Source organism: Lysobacter antibioticus HS124 (assembly GCF_000336385.2).
In the GTDB taxonomy this organism is placed as follows: domain Bacteria; phylum Pseudomonadota; class Gammaproteobacteria; order Xanthomonadales; family Xanthomonadaceae; genus Lysobacter; species Lysobacter firmicutimachus.
Genome location: NZ_HG424513.1, coordinates 56,394 through 74,037 on the forward strand (window position 1 = coordinate 56,394; position 17,644 = coordinate 74,037).

Genomic DNA, 17,644 nt, shown 5'->3' on the forward strand with positions numbered 1-17,644 from the left:
CATCAGATGAAATTCCTGTCTTGCAAGTGCGTGCATGGCCGAACGGCGGGGAACTCGCTGTTTTTGTTGCTGTTCGCGATGGCGGCGCAACCGGCGAGCGCGCGCGCGGAAGCGGCGGCGAAGATCGAATCGCCCGACGGCAGCCTGCAGGTGAGCGTGACGGTCGACGAGGATCGGCTGCACTACCGCGTCGATCGCCGCGGAAAACCGATCCTGGACGAATCGCGTTTGGGCATGCTGCTGGGCAGCGGTCGCCTGGAGCGGAACCTGGCGCTGGTGTCGAAGAGCACCCGCCGGCACGACGATACCTGGGAGCAGCCGTGGGGCGAACGACAGTTCGTCCGCGACCGGTACAACGAGCTGAGGCTGACGATCGGCGAGACGATCGGAGCGAAGCGCCGGTTCGACGTGGTGTTCCGGGTATATGAGGACGGACTCGGGTTCCGCTACGAGTTTCCGGAATCCGCACAGGCGCCGGTCGTGATCGATGAGGAGCTCACCGAGTTCAATCTCGCCGCCGATGCGACGGCCTGGTGGATACCGGCCGGAGAATGGAATCGCGAGGAGTACCTCTACCATCGCACGCCCATCGAGCAGGTCGGCTTCGCGCAAACGCCGATCACCATGAAACTGGCCGACGGTACCCATGTCTCGATTCACGAGGCGGCCCTGGTCGACTATTCGGGCATGAATCTGGTTCGCGTCGATGGGCGAAAATTGCGCAGCGCGCTGACGCCGGGCTCGGGCCAGGCCGGAAAGGTCGTGCGGCAAGCTCCGTTCCATACGCCGTGGCGGACGCTGCAAGTGGCCGACGACGCCGGCGGCCTGGTCGATTCCAGCCTGATCCTCAATCTCAACGAGCCCAACCGGATCGGCGATGTGTCGTGGTTCAAGCCGATGAAGTACGCAGGCGTCTGGTGGGAAATGCACCTGGACACCAAGACCTGGGGATCGGGTCCTCGCCACGGAGCGAACAACGAGAACGTGATGCGCCATATCGATTTCGCGGCGCGCAACGGCTTCGGCGGCGTGCTCGTGGAGGGGTGGAACGTCGGCTGGGACGGGCATTGGTTCGGCGACGGAGGCGAGTTCGATTTCACCCGTTCCTATCCCGACTTCGATCTGGACAAGCTGGCCGGCTATGCCCAGGCCAAGGGAGTGCAGTTGATCGGCCATCACGAAACGGCCGGCAACGCCGCGCGTTACGAATCCCAGTTGGACGCGGCGATGGACCTGTACCGACGCGTGGGGGTGCATGCGGTCAAGACCGGCTACGTAGCGGATGCGGGAGGCGCTAGGGTGCGCGGCGACGACGGTCGGGTTCGTTTCGCCTGGCACGAAAGCCAGGCGATGGCGCGCCACCATCTGAAGGTGGTGGCCGCGGCGGCCGAGCGCGGCATCGCCATCAATGCGCATGAGCCGATCAAGAGCACCGGCCTGCGGCGCACCTATCCGAACTGGATATCCAACGAAGGCGCGCGCGGCATGGAATACAACGCTTGGGGGCGTCCGCCCAATCCGCCCGAGCACGAGGCCAATCTGGTGTTTACCCGTCTGCTGGCCGGGCCGATGGACTTCACGCCGGGTATCTTGAGCCTGACCGGCGCCAAAGGCAGGCCGATCCAAAGCACCCTGGCCAAGCAGCTTGCCTTGTATGTGGTGATCTACAGCCCGATTCAGATGGTGCCCGACCTGCCGGAGAACTACGAGCGCTATCCGGAAGCGTTCCAGTTCATCAAGGACGTGGCGGTGGATTGGTCCGACAGCAAGGTGGTCAACGGCGAGGTCGGCGATTACGTCACCGTCGTCCGCAAGGCGCGCGGCGGCGAGGACTGGTTCCTCGGCAGCGTTTCCGACGAGCACGCGCGCAATCTGGCCGTGCCATTGGGCTTTCTCGACCCGGACCGGACCTATCGCGCGGAAATCTACCGCGACGGCGAGGGCGCCGACTGGCAGGGCGATCGCTTCGCCTTCGCCCGCGATACCCGCGAGGTGCGACGCGGCGACGTGTTGACGCTGCGGCTCGCGCCGGGCGGCGGGCAGGCGATCCGCTTCGTCCCGGTCGGGCGCCGATGACGTCGGCGAGCCTGCTTTTGGCGGATATCGGCGGCACGAATGCGCGATTCGCCTTGTCCGCTCCGGAGTCGGTGCAGGCCTATCGGGACGACAGCGTGCGCGAGTACGCCGTGGCCGACTTTCCCTCGCTGGAGCATGCGGCCCGGCATTTTCTCGCGCAGGCGGGCGCGCACGCCGGCGCGGGCGTGTTCGCCGTGGCGGGGCGGGTGGATCGGGATGAAGCGCGGATCACCAATCACCCCTGGGTGATCTCGGCGGAACGGGCCCGCGCCGTGCTGGGGCTCGAACGCCTGGAACTGATCAACGACTTCACCGCGCAGGCGATGGCGATCCGGCTGTACGGCGCGGAGGATGTCAGCGCGATCGGTGCGGCGGGGTGGAGCGCCGTCCATTCGCGTCAGAGCGGGGACTACGCCGTCATCGGGCCGGGCACGGGCCTGGGCGTCGGCGGTCTGAGCATGCGCGACGGACAATGCCGCGCCTTGCAGAGCGAGGGCGGTCACGCAGGATTCGCCCCGTGCAATGCCGAGGAAGCGCGCATTCTCGAACAGTTGTCGGTCGAATTCGGCCGGGTGTCGAACGAGCGCCTGTTGTCGGGGCCGGGACTGGTCAATATCCATCGTGCGTTGAGTCGGATGGAGCGGGCAGATCCGGAACCGTTGCGACCGTCCGACATCACGGCGATGGCGGCGGACGGCGACCCTCGCTGCCGACGGGCGATCGAGGTGTTCTGTGCGGTTTTCGGTGCGGTCGCCGGCGACCTGGTGCTGACCTTGGGAGCCTGGGACGGCGTCTTCCTCGCCGGGGGCTTGGTGCCGAGATTGCTGCCGGCCTTCCGCAGCTCCGGCTTTCGGCAGCGCTTCGAGCACAAGGGGCGGTTTTCCGCGGCAATGGCGAACGTGCCCGTCCTGGCGGTCATGCATCCGCACGCCGGTCTGCTCGGCGCCGCGAGCTATGCGCGCCATGAGGCGTAGCCGGAGGCCGCGGCCGCGACGATGCAGGGATCGGCGCCAGCGGGGGAGCGGCTTACGTTTTGTCGGTTCGGCGCGATAATCGATCGCGTCGCGATTGGCCGACGCTGTCCGGTTAGAGGGACGCCATGCCTGTGGCTTATCTCCGCAGTCTCACCGGGCGCGCGCGCCACCCCGGTGCCGACCGTCAACTGGCGGGTTATCTGGCCTTCGTTGCCGGTGCGGTGAATGCGGGAGGATTTCTGGCCGTCCAGCAATACACCTCGCACATGACCGGGATCGTGTCGGGCATGGCCGATAATCTCGCCTTGGGCCGGTTGGCGTTGGTGGCGAGCGGCTTGGCCGCGGTGCTGGCCTTTCTCGCCGGGGCCGCCTGCTCGGCGATGTTGATCCACTGGGGACGCCGACGCGGCCTGCATAGCGAGTACGCCTTGCCGTTGATGGGCGAGGCGGGGCTGTTGCTGGCCTTCGGCGTGGCCGGCAGCCGCTTGCACGCCACGCAATGGGTGTTCGTTTCGGCGACCGCGACCCTGCTGTGTTTCGTGATGGGGCTGCAGAACGCGATGATCACCAAGCTATCGCGCGCGGAAATCCGCACCACCCACGTCACCGGTCTCATCACCGATCTGGGCATCGAGTTGGGCAAATCCGCCTACTGGAACCGGCGCGAAGCGACGCCGCCGGTGCGCGCCGACCGGCGCCGCTTGTGGCTGCTGGCGCGGTTGGTCGGATTGTTCTTCGCAGGCGGCGTGCTGGGTGCGCTGGGCTTCGCCCACCTCGGGTTCGCCGCGACCGTGCCGCTGGCGGCGCTGCTGTGTCTGCTGGCGTTGGTGCCGGTGCTGGACGACCTGCGCGCGCGTTTCTGAGCCGGCGAGCCGGCGAGCCGGGGCCGGGTCCCGGGGCCGGCCCCGGCTCGCGCGCCGAGTCCGGCACGGCCTTCGGCCTCCCATCGCTGCCCATCGGCGCGCCGTAGAGCCGCGCCGAGCGGTGGCTCGTGCTTGAGAAAGGGCGGGTGCCGACCGCATCCAGGGTCGCAGGGCCGGCACTTGCCAAATATTGAACGTCGTACAAATATATTCGAAGTTCAATATTTGGCCGATCCATGAACGCCTCTCTCCCAGCGCCCGATCCGGGCCGACGCGAACGCAAGCGCCAGCAGACCCTCGACCACCTGGCCGCCACTGCGTTCGGCCTGTTCGAACGCGAGGGCTATGAGGCGGTGACGATGGAGCAGATCGCCGTCGCGGCCGACGTGGCCAAGGGCACGCTCTACAACCATTTCCCGGTCAAGGAGGCGCTGCTGGCGCATCAGTTCCATGGCGAACTGGCGCAGGCCATGGAGGGGCTGGCGGCGAGCCTGGCCGAGCCGGACGACTTCGCCCGCCGGCTGGCGCGCTGGCTGCAGGCTTCGGTGCCTTGGTACGAGCGCCGCCGGGCGTATCTGTCGCCGTACCTGCGTTACCGCTTCCTGGCCGTCGAGGCCGCCTCGCGGCGGCGCGATGGCGAAGAGCGCAGCGGTCTGGAGCGGTTGTTCCGCGCCCTGATCCTGGCAGGACAGGCGAGCGGCGAGTTGCGCCGCGACCTGCCCGCCGAGCATTTCGCCGACCTGCTCCAGCACTTGTACCTCGGCGCGCTGATGCGCTGGCTGGCGGCGCCGGCCGACGGCGCGGCGCCACCCGCCTTGCAGGACGAATTCGGCGCGATCGTCGAGCTGTTCGTGGATGGCGCGGCGCAGCCTGTGCAGACGCGCGCATGAACGCGCCTGCCGCCGTGCTGGACTGGAGCGAGGCGGCCGCGGCCGGAGCGGCCGTGGCCGGCGGCAAGGGCTGGCAGCTCGGGCGCATGGCCCGGCTGGGCATCGCGGTGCCCTCCGGCTTCGTGATCGCCGCCGCGGCCAGCCGCGATCGTGCGCCGGGCGATCCCGTCGATGCGGCGTTGCGCGCGCGGCTGGCCGAGGAACTGGCCCGGCGCGGCTGGCTCGAGCGCGCGCTGGCGGTGCGCTCCTCGGCGCCCCAGGAGGATTCGACGCAGGCTTCGTTTGCCGGTATCCACCGATCCTGCCTCAACGTGCTTGGCCTGGACGCGTTGGCGCGGGCCGTGGCCGAGGTCTGGGATTCGGCTCGCACGCCGGCCGCGCGCGCTTACCGCGAGCGTTTCGGCCTCGACGGCGAAGACACGGCGATGGCGGTGGTGGTCATGCCGCTGCTGCCGGCGCTGGCCTCGGGCGTGGTCTTCACCCGCGACCCGCGTTCGGGGCGCGAGGACCGCGTTGCGGTCAACGCGCATTGGGGCCTGGGCGAGGCCCTGGTCGGCGGCCAGGCCGACGTCGACGAGTACCTGCTGCACTACGATCGCATCGAGCAACGTGTCTCGCCGCTGCAGCGGCGGATCGGCGCCAAGCGCCACTACACCCGCGCCCGCGCCGAAGGCGGCACCGAACTGGCCGACACGCCCGCCGAGCAGGGCGCGCAGGCGGTGCTGACGCCCGAGCAGTCGCAACAGGTCGCGTCCCTGGCCATGGACGCGGCGCGCGCGCTCGACTTCGCCCGGCCGCACTACGATGTGGAGTGGGTCTGGGACGGCGCGCGGGTGTGGATCGTGCAGGCGCGGCCGATCACCGCCGGCGCGCGCCACACCTATCCCGCGTTGCGCACGCAAGCGGCGCTGTGGACTCGCGGCAACACCCGCGAAATCCTGCCCGAGCCGCTGTCGGCGATGGACTGGTCGATCTATGCCGTGGCCGCCGACCGCATGCTCACCGCCGGCTACGAACTCGGCGGTTACCCCGTGCTGGATGGCGTGCCGCATGCGGGGCTGCATCACGGGCGGGTCTATCTGGAGGCCTCGCTGATCCAGTGGGAAGGCTACGACGCTTACGGCATCGCCCCGGCGGCGATCAACGCCTTGATCGGCGGCCGCCTGCCCGAGATCGCCGTGCCGGCGCCGGGCTGGCGCGACCGTCTGCGCCGGGGCGCTCGCCTGTTGAGATATCTGCGCCGTTCCGCGGCGCGCCGCCGCCGCGCCGGGCGCGATGTCGCCGCCGCGCTGGCCTGCGCGAAACGGTGGCGCGAGCAAGACCTGAGCCAGGGCGATCGCGCCTTGGCCCTGCGTCTGCGCGAGCACACCGAGCAGGTGCGCCGGGCCGACGAATTGTTCTTCCTGCAGGGCTCGGCCGGCGGCAGCCTCGCCGGTCTGGTCGACTTGATCGAGAAGTACTGCCCGGGCGAAGGGCAGGCCTTGGCGGCGGCCTTGCTGGCCGGCGGCGAGCCGAGCACGACCGCGCGCCAGGGCTACGAGTTGATGGCGCTGGCGGCGACCGCCGCGGCCGAGCCGACCGTTCTGGCCTGGCTGCGCAACGGCGGGCGGGACGATGCGGCCTGGCGCGAAGCCTTGCCGCAGGACAGCGCGTTCCGCAGCGAATTCGCGGCGTTTCTCGATCGCTACGGCCATCGCGCGGTCGCCGAGAGTTATCTGCGTCGTGCGCGTTGGCGTGAGCAGCCGCGGTATCTGTTCGAACAGATCCTGGCCCTGCTCGGCAGCGATGCCGAAGCGCTGCGCCGGCGCCAGCGCGAGGCCGGCGCGTCGGCGCGGCAACGCCTGCGCGGGCGCTTGCCGGCCTGGCAACGGCCGGCGCTGAACTATCTTTTGCGTAGCGCCGCGCGCGACAGCAACCAGCGCGAGGCCGCGCGCAGCGCGTTGATGGCGTATTTCGAAGCGTTGCGCCGGTTGGCGCTGAAGTTGGGCGAGCGCGCCTGCGAGCGCGGCGCGCTGGAGCGGGCCGAGGACGCGTTCGAACTCGACGCCGAGGAATGGTGCGCGCTCGCCGATGGCCGGCTCGCACCGGCGCACGCGCGGATGCGGGCGCTGAGCCGGCGCGAGCTGCGTGGGCGGCAGGCGCGGCAGGCCGAACTCGAACTGGTGGTCGAACACGGCAGCGCGCCCGAGCTGTCGCACGAGCCGGCGCGCGTTGCGGCGGGCGAGGGCGATTGGAGCGGAACGCCGATCGGCGCCGGCCGCGCGCGCGGCCGCGCGCGGATCGTGCGCGACCCGCGCGAAGGCGCGGCGCTGGCGGCGGGCGAGATCCTGGTGGCGCCGAGCACCGACCCGGCGTGGACGCCGCTGTTCCTGCGCGCGGCGGCGTTGGTCATGGAGACCGGCGGCTATCTTTCGCACGGCGCGATCGTCGCGCGCGAATTCGGCATTCCGGCGGTGGCCAACCTGCCCGGCGTGTTGGCGGGCCTGGTCGACGGCGAGGAAATCGAGGTCGACGGCGACCGTGGCCTGGTGCGTCGGCTGCGCGCCTGAGCGCGCAGCCGCTCACGCGTGGGCGTCGTCGTTCAAGGGTCCTCGACCGTGTAGCCCTGGGCGCGCAGCTTGTCGAGCAGGCCGCCGCTTTCCAGCAGATCCGACACCGGCAGGGTGGCGAAGGTGCTGCGGTTCTCGGCCAGCGAATCCAATGCGCGTTCCAGCCAGGTCGCGGCGACGCGTTCGCGCAGGTCGGCGAAGCCCAGGCGATGGGCGACGCCGGTCGCGGCCAGTGCTTCCATGCAGGTGCGGTACTGGTCGCCCTGCGGCAGGCTGCGCAACGCGGCGATGTCGCCGATCGCCCAGGCGTTGCCGCGCGCGCGCATCGATTCCAGGTCGCCCTCGATCCGGCTCAGGGTCTTGGCGAAACACTCGCGATCGTCCAGCGCGCTGGCGCCGAATTCCTTCAGCGCCGCCTTGGGGTCGGCGATCTTGAGCGCGACCCGTGCCTCCAGCACCGGCACGCCGTGGCGCTTGGCGGCCTGGTCGACCACCGGCTTGACCACGCCCTTCAGGCTCATGCCCGAGCGCTCGATCGCCGCTTCGTAGAGTTCCTGCGCGGCGAAGATCGGCCGCCACTTCTCCACCCCGCCGTCGCGGCCGATGTAGCGCGCCTTCAGCGCCGACCAGCGTGCGTACAGGTCGGCCGGGACGACGTCCTGCAGGGTCTTGCCGTCGGGATTCTTGCGCGCCTTCAGCGCGGTCGGAATCAACATCATCGTGCGCAGCATGCCCAGGTCGGTATCGAAATTGACCGAGGGCGGAGCGATCACCGCCTGCGACTCGGCGATCGCCGCCTCGACGTCGCGCGACAGCCAGGTCATGTTCTTGGGCAACGGGCTGACCGTGCCGAGGATCCACAGCACGTGGCCGCCGCGCACCACTTTCCACATGCCGGGCCCGGGCTGTTCGCCGGTGACGACCAGGGTGTCCAGGTCGCGGATTGTGTCGGCCGCCGGCGCGGCCGTCTGCGCCGGGACGACGCTCGGGGCCAGGGCCAACAGCAGCAGGGCGAACAGGGAACGGCGCATGCGAAGCGCTCCGGGGGATGAGGGACGCGGCGAAAGCGGATCGTAGCCGGTCGTGGGCGCGACCGGTGTGGCGATCTGTAACCGGACCGGGCCGGCAAGATCGACTGCGTCCAGGAACGCACATCCGGGTCTCGCCGCCGCTGCCGCGGTTTGCAAATGAGAACTATTGCCAATTAGACTGAAGCCTCGCCCGCTCCGCATCGCCCAAACGTCACCCCGCCGCGATCGCCGTTATGGGCGCGGGTGGACGCCCTGCCCAGCGCCATGACCGACACCCTAGCCAATCCGGCCCCGCCGCGCGCGCGCAAGCCGCGCCCGGCCTTGTCCTGGCGCTACCGCGGCGCGGTCGCGGCGCGCGCTTTCGCGGCGATCGTCATCGGCTATTTTTTCGCTTACGCCAGCACCGCCTTGCTCAGCGTGGCCCTGCCGTTTCCGCGCGTCGACCGGGTGGTCGCGGCCAGCCTGCTGAGTTTCTTCGTCTGGTGCGGCGTGGCGATGTACGCCTTCGCCGCGCGCAGCGCCTGGCGCGCCTGCTGGGCGCCGGCGCTGGCGACGGCCGTGCTGTTGTGGGCGGCCAAGCTGTGCGGCGCCGCGGCCCTGTTCCCCGGCTCCGCCGTGCCGCCCACGTGAGGCCACCGAGATGAAAAACAGCTTCTCCCAGGCCATGGCCTGGCTGCACACCTGGGCCGGACTGCTGATCGGCTGGCTGTTGTTCGTGATCTTCGTCGGCGGCACCATCGCCTGTTTCGACAAGGAACTGACCTACTGGATGCAGCCTTCGCTGCACGGCCAGGAGCGCGCGCCGACCGCGCCGGCGCCCAGCCTGCAGGGCGCGGTCGAGCGATTGCAGAAGATCGCCAAGCCGCATCCGCACGCCTACTACGTGACCTTGCCCGGCGAGCGCAGCAAGACTCTGGACGCCGGCGTGTACTACGACGCCGGCGATCCGGACCTGATCAGCCTGGATCCGGTCACCGGCAAGAAAGTGCCGGAAACCGCCGGCGGCGAATTCTTCTTCACCCTGCACTTCAACCTGCATTCGCCGACCTGGGGCATGTACATCGTCGGCCTGGCCGGCATGTTCATGCTGATCGCGATCCTGACCGGCATCGTGATCCACAAACGCATCTTCAAGGATTTCTTCACCTTCCGGCCCCGGGCCGGCGGCCAGCGCGCCTGGCTCGACGGGCACAACCTTACCGGCGTGCTCGGCCTGCCGTTCCACCTGATGATCGCCTACACCGGCGTGGCGATCTTCGTCGCCAATTACATGCCGGCCGGGCTGTTCGCCGCCTACGAAGGCAACGCCGAGACGTTCTACGCCGAAGCCGCCGACAGCTACGAGCGCGCGGAAACCGGCAAGCCGCTGACGGCGATCTACCCGATCGACCGCCTGGTCGACGACGCGCGCCGGCGCCTGGGCCAGCCGCTGACCTGGGTCAGCGTGCATCATCCCGACGACACCAGCGCGACCATCTCCTTCGGCGGCGACCACAGCCGCGACGTGGCCTGGAATTTCGACCAGGTGTTCTACGACGCCAACGACGGCAAGCTGCTGCACGAGACCGGCGCCTTCGGGCCCGGCTACAAGGCCTACACCTTCCTCGGCGGCATGCACATGGCGCAGTGGGGCGGCAGTGCGTTGCGCTGGCTGTACTTCGTCATGGGTCTCGCCGGTTGCGTGATGATCGCCAGCGGCATGCAGGTCTGGGTCGGCAAGCGGGCGAAGAAGATCGCCGAGGCCGGTCGCTTGTCGGGCTATGGTCTGGTGCAGGCGTTGAACCTCGGCGTGGTCGGCGGCATGCCCTTGGCCAGCGCGGCGATGGTGATCGCCAACCGGATGATTCCGGCCGATGCGCTGGCGCGTTCGAAGGCCGAGATCAGCGTGTTCTGCGCGGTGTGGATCGCGGCGACGCTGTACGCGGCGATTCCGGCGGTGCACAAGCGCGGCTGGACGCAATTCTTCGCGCTCAACGCGGTCGCGTTCGCGCTGATTCCGCTGGTCAACTTCGCCACCGCGCCGCGCAGTCACCTGCTGGCGACGATCGGCCGCGGCGAATGGACGCTGGCGGCGGTCGACCTGACCGCGGTGGCGCTGGCGGCCGGGTTCGCGTTGCTGGCGCGCCACGGTCTGCTCAAGGCGCGCCGTCCGGCGCAGGCGGCGTCGCGGCGCGAACGCGTCGCCGAGCCGGCGTTGGCGGATCGCTGAGGAGCGCGCGCATGCTGTGGCTGGGATTGAGTCTGGGCGTGGCCGCGTGGTGCCTGCTGAGCCGGGGGCTGGAAAAACACCATCGTCAGGTATCGAGCGCGGCGTTCGTGCCCGCGCGTGCCCGCGTCCTGCGCGCGTCGGGTTGGGCGCTGCTGGCGCTGATGTTCGCCGTGCTGGTCTACGAGCGCGGCTGGGCGCAGGGGCCGATCTTCTGGTTCGCTGCGATGATCGTGTCGGCGCTGGCGTGGACGTTGCTGATGACGATGGCGCCGAAGGCGAGCGCGAAGATCGCGGTGGCCGCGCTGTTGAGCGCGTTCGCGGCCATGCCGTTCTGGGCCGGGTGAGCGGGGCGGCGTTGTAGCCGCAGTGCCGCGGTCGCGGTTCGCGCCGTTCCCGCCCAGGAGAAACGTTGCGGCCGAAGCTTCCGCCGCAGCGATACTGGCAATAACCGAGCGCTGCCTGCGCTCCCGAAACGAAAACGCCCGGCGCGAGCCGGGCGTTTTGCATCGAAGCCGGCGCGGGACTCAGCCCGCCGCCGACTGCGCCGGCACCGCGGCCAGCAGCGGCCAACGCTTGAGCACGCTGGCGCGGATCGAGCTCGCGTCGAGGCCGGCCTCGGCGAGCAACTGTTCGCGGCTGGCGTGATGCTGGAACTCGTCCGGCAGGCCCAGGTGCAGCACCGGCAGCACGATGCCTTCGGCGGACAACAGCTCGGCCACGCCGCTGCCGGCGCCGCCGGCGACGACGTTGTCTTCCAGGGTGACGAAGCCGTCGTGGGTCTTGGCCAGTTCCAGAATCAGTTCGCGGTCCAGCGGCTTGACGAAACGCATGTTGACCACGGTCAGGCCGAGTTCGGCGCCGACCTGTTCGGCTGCCGGCACGATCGCGCCGAAGGCGAGCAGGGCGATGCGCGCGCCCTGGCGGCGCAGTTCGGCCTTGCCGATCGGCAGCACGTCCAGGTTCGGCTGGATCGCCGCGCCGGGGCCGGTGCCGCGCGGATAACGCACCGCGGCCGGGCCCTCGTAGCGATGGCCGGTGCTGAGCATCTTGCGGCACTCGTCCTCGTCGGCCGGCGCCATCACCACCATGTTCGGCACGCAACGCAGGTAGGACAGGTCCAGGTTGCCGGCGTGGGTGGCGCCGTCGGGGCCGACCACGCCGCCGCGGTCGATCGCGAACAGCACGTCGAGATTCTGGATCGCGACGTCGTGCACCAGTTGGTCGTAGCCGCGCTGCAGGAAGGTCGAGTAGATCGCGACCACCGGCTTGGCGCCTTCGCAGGCCATGCCCGCGGCCAGGGTCACCGCGTGCTGCTCGGCGATGGCGACGTCGAAGTAGCGCTGCGGGTACTCCTTGCTGAAACGCACCAGGCCCGAGCCTTCGCGCATCGCCGGGGTGATCCCGAGCAGACGCTCGTCGGCGGCGGCCATGTCGCACAGCCACTCGCTGAAAACATCGGTATAGGTCGGCTTCTTGGCGCCGGCCTTGGCGACCAGGCCCTTCTCCGGGTCGAACGGTCCGACCGCGTGGTAGCCGATCTGGTCGTCTTCGGCCAGTTCGTAGCCTTTGCCCTTGGTGGTGATGATGTGCAGCAGCTGCGGGCCCTTGAGGCCCTTCAGCGTTTTCATCGCATGCAGCAGCGCGGGCAGGTCGTGGCCGTCGATCGGGCCGGTGTAGTGGAAGCCGACTTCCTCGAAGAAGGTCGAGGGCACGAACATGCCCTTCCAATGCTCTTCCCAGCGGCGCACGAACTTCGCCGCCGGCTTGCGCTTGTCGCCGAGCAGCTTCTTGCCGCCCTCGCGGATCGCGTTGAGCGTACGGCTGCTGGTCAGGCGGCCGAGCATCTTGGTCACGCCGCCGACGTTCTCGGAGATCGACATCTGGTTGTCGTTGAGGATCACCAGAACGTTGGGCTCCGGGTCCAGGCCGCCGGCATGCGCCAGCGCTTCGAACGCCATGCCGGCGGTCATCGCGCCGTCGCCGATCACCGCCACCACCTTGCGCTCGTCGCCGAGGCGGTCGAGCGCGATCGCCATGCCCAGCGCAGCCGAGATCGAGGTCGAGCTGTGGCCGACGCCGAAGGTGTCGTACTCGGATTCGTCGCGCTTGGGGAACGGCGCGACGCCGTCCTTCTGCTTGACCGTGTGGATGCTGTCGCGGCGGCCGGTGAGGATCTTGTGCGGATAACTTTGGTGACCCACGTCCCAGACCAGTCGGTCGCGCGGCGTTTCGTACAGCCAGTGCAGGGCGACGGTGAGTTCGATCACGCCCAGACCGGCGCCGAAATGGCCGCCGACCAGGGCGACCTGCTCGATCAGGTAGGCACGCAGTTCCTGCGCGATGGCCGGCAATTCCTCTTCGGGAAAGCGGCGCAGGTCGGCGGGAACCTGGATGCGGGAAAGACGCGGGTAGCGCTGCGAATCGATCATCACGACCATCTGGCGTTCAGCTAGTCGGTCATTGTCCCGCCCCCGTGTGAGGCGAGCAAGAAGCGTGACTCCCCGCATTCAGGCGGGATCGCCCGAATACGTGCGTATACGCCGCGTTTTGCGTTGCCGATCGCGGCGAACGGAACTGCGACCCCGTGCCGCAGCGGTTCAGCGGCCGCGCAGGCGGCCGAACAGGCCGCCGGACTTGGCGCCTTCGGCCGGCGCCGGATCGCCTTCGGCCTCGGCGAAACCGGTGGCCAGGTTGGCGTTGATGAAATCGGCCACTTCGGCTTCGCTGACGCCGCTGGCTTCGGCGATCTCGGCCAGGTGCGCCGGCGCCTTCATCATCACCGTGGCGATGCGGAAGTGCTTGGGGTACTCGCGTTCGGTCTGCGGCCACTTGGTCATGCGATAGCGGCGCTGCGGATCGTAGCCGGGCGCGAGGCGGCCGCGGCCGGCAAGCAGGTTGCCGAACCAGACCAGGCGCGACAGCGGCATCGCCGCGCCGGCCTGGGTCGCGGCCGCCTGCCATTGCGCGGCGGGCACGGTCTCGAAATCGGTTGCGGCGAAGCCGCGTTCGAACAGCTCGACGAGCGGCTTGAGCGCCGCCGGACCGTGATACTTGCGTTCGTCGGCGTCGATCAACAGCGCTTGGCCGCCGCGGTTCAGGCGCACCAGGCCGCGCAGGCGGCCCGGCATCAGCCAATCGAGCAGGCCGTCGCCGCTGGCGGTGATGCTGGGCACCGCGGAGGGAACCGCCGGCGGAACCACGGGCGCGGCCGCGATCGGCGCCGGCGCGGCATCGGCCGCCGGTGCGGTGGGCGCGGAAGCCGCGGCAGCGACCGGCTCCGCGGGCGCCGGGACGACCGTTGTCGGTGCAGCGCTCGCCGCTGCGGTCGGCGCGGACGCCGCCGGTGCTTGCGCGGCGCGGATCTGGGCGCGGTCGGCTTCGAGCAGTTCGACCACCGCCTCGGGCAGGGCGGCGGTGGGATCGGTGCGCGGCTGGTGCGGAATGTCGACCGGGGCGGGCGTCGGGGCGGCCGCGGGCAGGGACTGGCCGCTCTGCACCGCGATCTCGCCGAGCAGCAGCCGTACCGAATCGGTGTTCACCGGATGGGAGAGCAGGAAGTCGGCCTGGGTGCGCTGTGCGGCGGTCAGCGCGATCACCGACTTGCCCGAGGCATGCAGGCGCAGCCAGCTCATCGGCCCGTACATGCTGTCCATGTCGACCACGACGAAATCGGCCTGCTGCTCGGGCACCAGCGACCAGTGCCCGCCCAGTTGGGCGTTGGCGACCTTGAACGCGGTCTGCAACGCAGACTCCGTCGCCGGGTCCATTCCGGTCAGGCCGAGGGTCAAAGGCATGGTCGTTTCCGCATCAGAATCAAGCGAGAAGTGTTGCGGACTGCACGAGTCACCGTCAACGCGACGTGATGCGTCGATAAGGCGCCTTTTTGGGCAGAAAGACGGGGTTTTCAGCGCGATACTGCGAACTTCGTCACGAAGATCGGGGTGTGGCGTTCGCCCTGGCTCGCGACGCCGACGGCGAAAGCGGGTACACGCGCACGAGCCGGGGGCAAAAGGTGCTGCGGCATCGGGCCCCGGGGCGTGCCGCGACCGTCGGGCCAGGGGGTTGCGGTGCGGGGGCTCCGATCGCGGCGTCGCAAGCGCGGCGTCGAACGGGCGGCGTCGAACGGGCGGACGGCGGAGCGGCCCGAACCTTTCGTCCGTCCCCCACGCCGGCCTGCCACTGCAGGACGAGGCCGGACCGCGACGCGCGTTCGCCCCGCGTTCGCGTGCGTCGCTGTCCGCTGTCCGCGGACCGGGCGACGGATGCTGGGCGTTCGTCTTCGCGCCGCTGCGAGGCCACGTCCGCGCCTGCTATCGGGCGCGCGCGGTGCCGGTCGCGCCGATGCTTCAGTTCGCCAGGTGCGAACGCTTGGGCAACTGGTTTTTCAGGAACGCCATCTGGTCGGCGAGGATGTTGCGGTTCGACAGGATCAGATGCTCGACCCAGCTCGGCCGGTACGGCACCGCCAGCAGCGGCATGCCGGCCTGTTGCGGCGTGCGGTTGCCCTTGCGCGAGTTGCAGCCGAAGCACGCGGCGACCACGTTCTCCCAAAGGTCGCGGCCGCCCTTGGACACCGGCACGACGTGATCGCGGGTCAGGTGCGGTCGATGGAAATCCTGGCCGCAGTACATGCACAGATGGCCGTCGCGGGCGAACAGGGCGGCGTTGGTCAGCGCCGGCGTCGGATCCAGCGCGCCAGGACGGGCGTGGCCGCGCGCGGCGACGATCGGATGCAGGGCCAGCACGCTGCGCTCGCCGGTCAGGCGGTTGATGCCGCCGTGCACTTCCAGGCAGGGATCGCCGAGGGTCCAGGCGACGGCGCCGCGGGCGTAGAGGCAACTGGCGGTCTGCCAGTTCATCCAGTCCAGCACCCGGCCGTGCGCGTCGAGCGACAGCAGTCGCACCGAGCTCAGACGTTCGAGGGCGTTGCGTGGGACGGCGCGGGGGCCGGGCCACGGCGAGTATTGGTCGGCGACACCGGAGGCATCCGGCTCACGCTGCAGCATGTCAGCGTGGGTTCCGGTTCGGACCAGGCGGATCTTCGCTCTATCGGTCTCCATCGGGAAACCAGCTTATACCCGTTTGATGACGAATTTGGTAGCGGCGCGCGAAATCGCGCGCCGCCGACCGCTCGCGACCGCCCGAGCGCCGGCGGTCGGATCGTCGCCGCCGGCGCCGGCGCGCGATGCGCGACCGGCGCGGACCGGCGGGGGCGGCTCAGGCGTCGAACGCCTCCGCGTCGAGCGCGGTCAGGGTCTCGACGCTGGCGCCGATCGCCGCGGCGTGGCCTTCGCAACGCGGCAGCAGGCGGGCGAAGAAGAAGCGCGCGGTTTCGCGTTTGCCGGCCTTGAAGCGTTCCGACTGCGCCGAAGCTTCGCTGGCGGCGACGCTGCGCGCCCACCAATAGGCCAGCGACACGTAGCCGGAGTACATCAGGTAGTCGTAGGCGGCGGCGCCGACCTCGTCCGGATTGGCCATCGCGCGCTTGCCGACCGACATCGTCAGCTGCTGCCACTGCGCCGCCTTGGCGCGCAGCGGGGCGACGAACTCGGCCACTGCGGCGTTGCCTTCGTGCTCGGCGCAGAAGCGTTCGATCCGCTCCAGCATCAGCTTCAGTCCCGCGCCCTGCAACTGCATGACCTTGCGCCCGAGCAGGTCCAGCGCCTGGATGCCGGTGGTGCCTTCGTACAAGGTGGTAATGCGTGCGTCGCGGGCGAGCTGCTCCATGCCGTGCTCGGCGATATAGCCGTGGCCGCCGAAGCACTGCAGCGCGTGGTAGGTGCATTCCACGCCCCACTCCGTCAGGCAGGCCTTGACGATCGGGGTCATGAAGCCGATCAGCGCATCGGCGTCGGCGCGTTCTTTTTCGTCGCCGCTGGCATGGGCGAGGTCGACCAGCAGGGCGGCGTCGTAACCCATTACCCGGCCGCCTTCGACCAGCGCCTTGCAGGTCAGCAGCATGCGCCGCACGTCCGGGTGGACGATGATCGGGTCGGCGGCGAGTTCGGGGAACTTGGCGCCCGACAGCGCGCGCATCTGCAGGCGTTCGCGCGCATAGCGCAGCGCGTTCTGCAGTGCGCGGTCGGACAGGCCCAGGCCCTGCAGGCCGACCGCGAGGCGGGCGGTGTTCATCATGGTGAACATCGCCATCAGGCCCTTGTGCGGCTGGCCGATCAGATAGCCCTGGGCGCCGTCGAAATTCATCACGCAGGTGGCCGAGGCATGGATGCCCATCTTGTGTTCGAGGCTGCCGCAGCGCACTGCGTTGGCCTCGCCCAGGCGGCCGTCGCGCGCGACCTTGACCTTGGGCACGATGAACAAGGAAATGCCCTTGCTGCCGGCCGGCGCGTCCGGCAGGCGCGCCAACACCAGGTGGATGATGTTGTCGGTGAAGTCGTGTTCGCCGGCGGTGATGAAGATCTTGGTGCCGGTGATCGCATAGCTGCCGTCGGCCTGCGGCTCGGCGCGGGTCTTGAGCAGGCCCAGGTCGGTGCCGCAGTGCGGCTCGGTCAGGCACATGGTGCCGGTCCAGCGGCCTTCGACCAGCGGCTTGAGGAACACCTCCTGCTGCCATTCCTCGCCGTGGTGCAGCAAGGCCTCGGTGGCGCCGTGCGAGAGCAGCGGAAAATTGCCCCAGGCCAGGTTGGCGGCGTCGATCATTTCCTTCAGCGGCACGCCGGCCGCGTGCGGCAGGCCCTGGCCGCCGAAGCGGGTGTCGGCGGTGAGGCCGGACCAACCGCCTTCGACGTACTGCGCGTAGGCCTGCTTGAAGCCCGGCGGAGTGGTCACCGCGCCGCTGGCCTTGTCGTGGCTGCAGCCGATCTGGTCGCCGACGCTGTTGAGCGGCGCGAGTACGGTCTCGGTGAAACGCGCGCCTTCTTCGAGCACGGCGTCGAGCACGTCGCGGCTGGCGTCGGTGTAGCCGAGGCGCTGGAACGCGGCTTCGGCACCGAGCACGTCGAACAGGGCGAAACGCATGTCGGCGAGGGGGGCTTTGTAGGTGCTCATGGGCGGGGATTCGGGATTGGGGATTAGGGATTCGCAGCGGCGGA

The 17,644-nt window shown here is 69.6% G+C and carries 11 protein-coding genes and 2 pseudogenes; 8 read left to right on the plus strand and 5 right to left on the minus strand.

Going from position 1 to position 17,644, the window contains the following annotated elements:
- Positions 1 to 6 precede the first annotated feature (6 nt).
- The 5 genes and pseudogenes from TX83_RS13040 (at position 7) to TX83_RS13060 (ending at position 7,352) form a co-directional block, all read left to right on the plus strand.
- On the plus strand, positions 7 to 2,076 hold the full coding sequence (locus tag TX83_RS13040) for a glycoside hydrolase family 97 protein (protein ID WP_064748383.1): 2,070 nt from the start codon (positions 7 to 9) through the stop codon (positions 2,074 to 2,076).
- Positions 2,073 to 3,050, plus strand: coding sequence for a glucokinase (glk, locus tag TX83_RS13045; protein ID WP_064748384.1), 978 nt, complete (start codon positions 2,073 to 2,075; stop codon positions 3,048 to 3,050). Before TX83_RS13040 ends, glk begins: the two co-directional genes overlap by 4 nt.
- 125 nt (positions 3,051 to 3,175) lie before the next feature.
- Positions 3,176 to 3,907 (plus strand): annotated as a pseudogene (locus TX83_RS13050) (YoaK family protein); the annotation flags it as partial.
- 242 nt (positions 3,908 to 4,149) lie between these two features.
- The gene (locus TX83_RS13055; RefSeq protein ID WP_064748386.1) at positions 4,150 to 4,803 is read left to right on the plus strand and encodes a TetR/AcrR family transcriptional regulator; all 654 of its coding nucleotides are present in this window, start codon (positions 4,150 to 4,152) and stop codon (positions 4,801 to 4,803) included.
- Positions 4,800 to 7,352 (plus strand): PEP/pyruvate-binding domain-containing protein, encoded by a 2,553-nt coding sequence (locus TX83_RS13060; protein ID WP_064748387.1) that lies wholly within the window; start codon positions 4,800 to 4,802, stop codon positions 7,350 to 7,352. The genes TX83_RS13055 and TX83_RS13060 overlap by 4 nt, the downstream gene beginning before the upstream one ends.
- A 32-nt stretch (positions 7,353 to 7,384) precedes the next feature.
- Here TX83_RS13060 and TX83_RS13065 read toward each other — a convergent pair whose 3' ends face one another.
- The gene (locus TX83_RS13065; protein WP_064748388.1) at positions 7,385 to 8,383 is read right to left on the minus strand and encodes a TraB/GumN family protein; all 999 of its coding nucleotides are present in this window, start codon (positions 8,381 to 8,383) and stop codon (positions 7,385 to 7,387) included.
- Positions 8,384 to 8,647: 264 nt separating this feature from the next.
- Between TX83_RS13065 and TX83_RS13070 the strand changes: the two genes are divergently transcribed.
- The 3 genes from TX83_RS13070 to TX83_RS13080 are packed head-to-tail and all read left to right on the plus strand — an operon-like array spanning position 8,648 to position 10,936.
- Positions 8,648 to 9,013, plus strand: a complete 366-nt coding sequence (locus TX83_RS13070; protein ID WP_222423764.1) for a hypothetical protein — start codon at positions 8,648 to 8,650, stop codon at positions 9,011 to 9,013.
- Between the two features lie 10 nt (positions 9,014 to 9,023).
- Complete coding sequence (locus TX83_RS13075; RefSeq protein WP_064748389.1) at positions 9,024 to 10,592, plus strand: PepSY-associated TM helix domain-containing protein; 1,569 nt, start codon at positions 9,024 to 9,026, stop codon at positions 10,590 to 10,592.
- Positions 10,593 to 10,603: 11 nt separating this feature from the next.
- Complete coding sequence (locus TX83_RS13080) at positions 10,604 to 10,936, plus strand: DUF3325 domain-containing protein (protein ID WP_064748390.1); 333 nt, start codon at positions 10,604 to 10,606, stop codon at positions 10,934 to 10,936.
- Positions 10,937 to 11,116: 180 nt separating this feature from the next.
- Here the strand turns inward: TX83_RS13080 and dxs are convergent, their stop codons facing one another.
- The 4 genes and pseudogenes from dxs to TX83_RS13100 all read right to left on the minus strand — a co-directional run bounded on the left by dxs (position 11,117) and on the right by TX83_RS13100 (position 17,600).
- Positions 11,117 to 13,021, minus strand: a complete 1,905-nt coding sequence (dxs, locus tag TX83_RS13085; protein ID WP_064748444.1) for a 1-deoxy-D-xylulose-5-phosphate synthase — start codon at positions 13,019 to 13,021, stop codon at positions 11,117 to 11,119.
- 168 nt (positions 13,022 to 13,189) lie between these two features.
- Entirely contained in the window at positions 13,190 to 14,386 is a 1,197-nt protein-coding gene (locus tag TX83_RS13090) for a hypothetical protein (RefSeq protein ID WP_064748391.1), read from the minus strand.
- Positions 14,387 to 14,938: 552 nt separating this feature from the next.
- Positions 14,939 to 15,499 (minus strand): annotated as a pseudogene (locus TX83_RS13095) (HNH endonuclease); the annotation flags it as partial.
- A gap of 310 nt (positions 15,500 to 15,809) precedes the next feature.
- Positions 15,810 to 17,600: an acyl-CoA dehydrogenase C-terminal domain-containing protein gene (locus TX83_RS13100; protein ID WP_064748393.1), complete on the minus strand. Its 1,791-nt coding sequence runs from the start codon at positions 17,598 to 17,600 to the stop codon at positions 15,810 to 15,812.
- Positions 17,601 to 17,644: the final 44 nt, after the last annotated feature.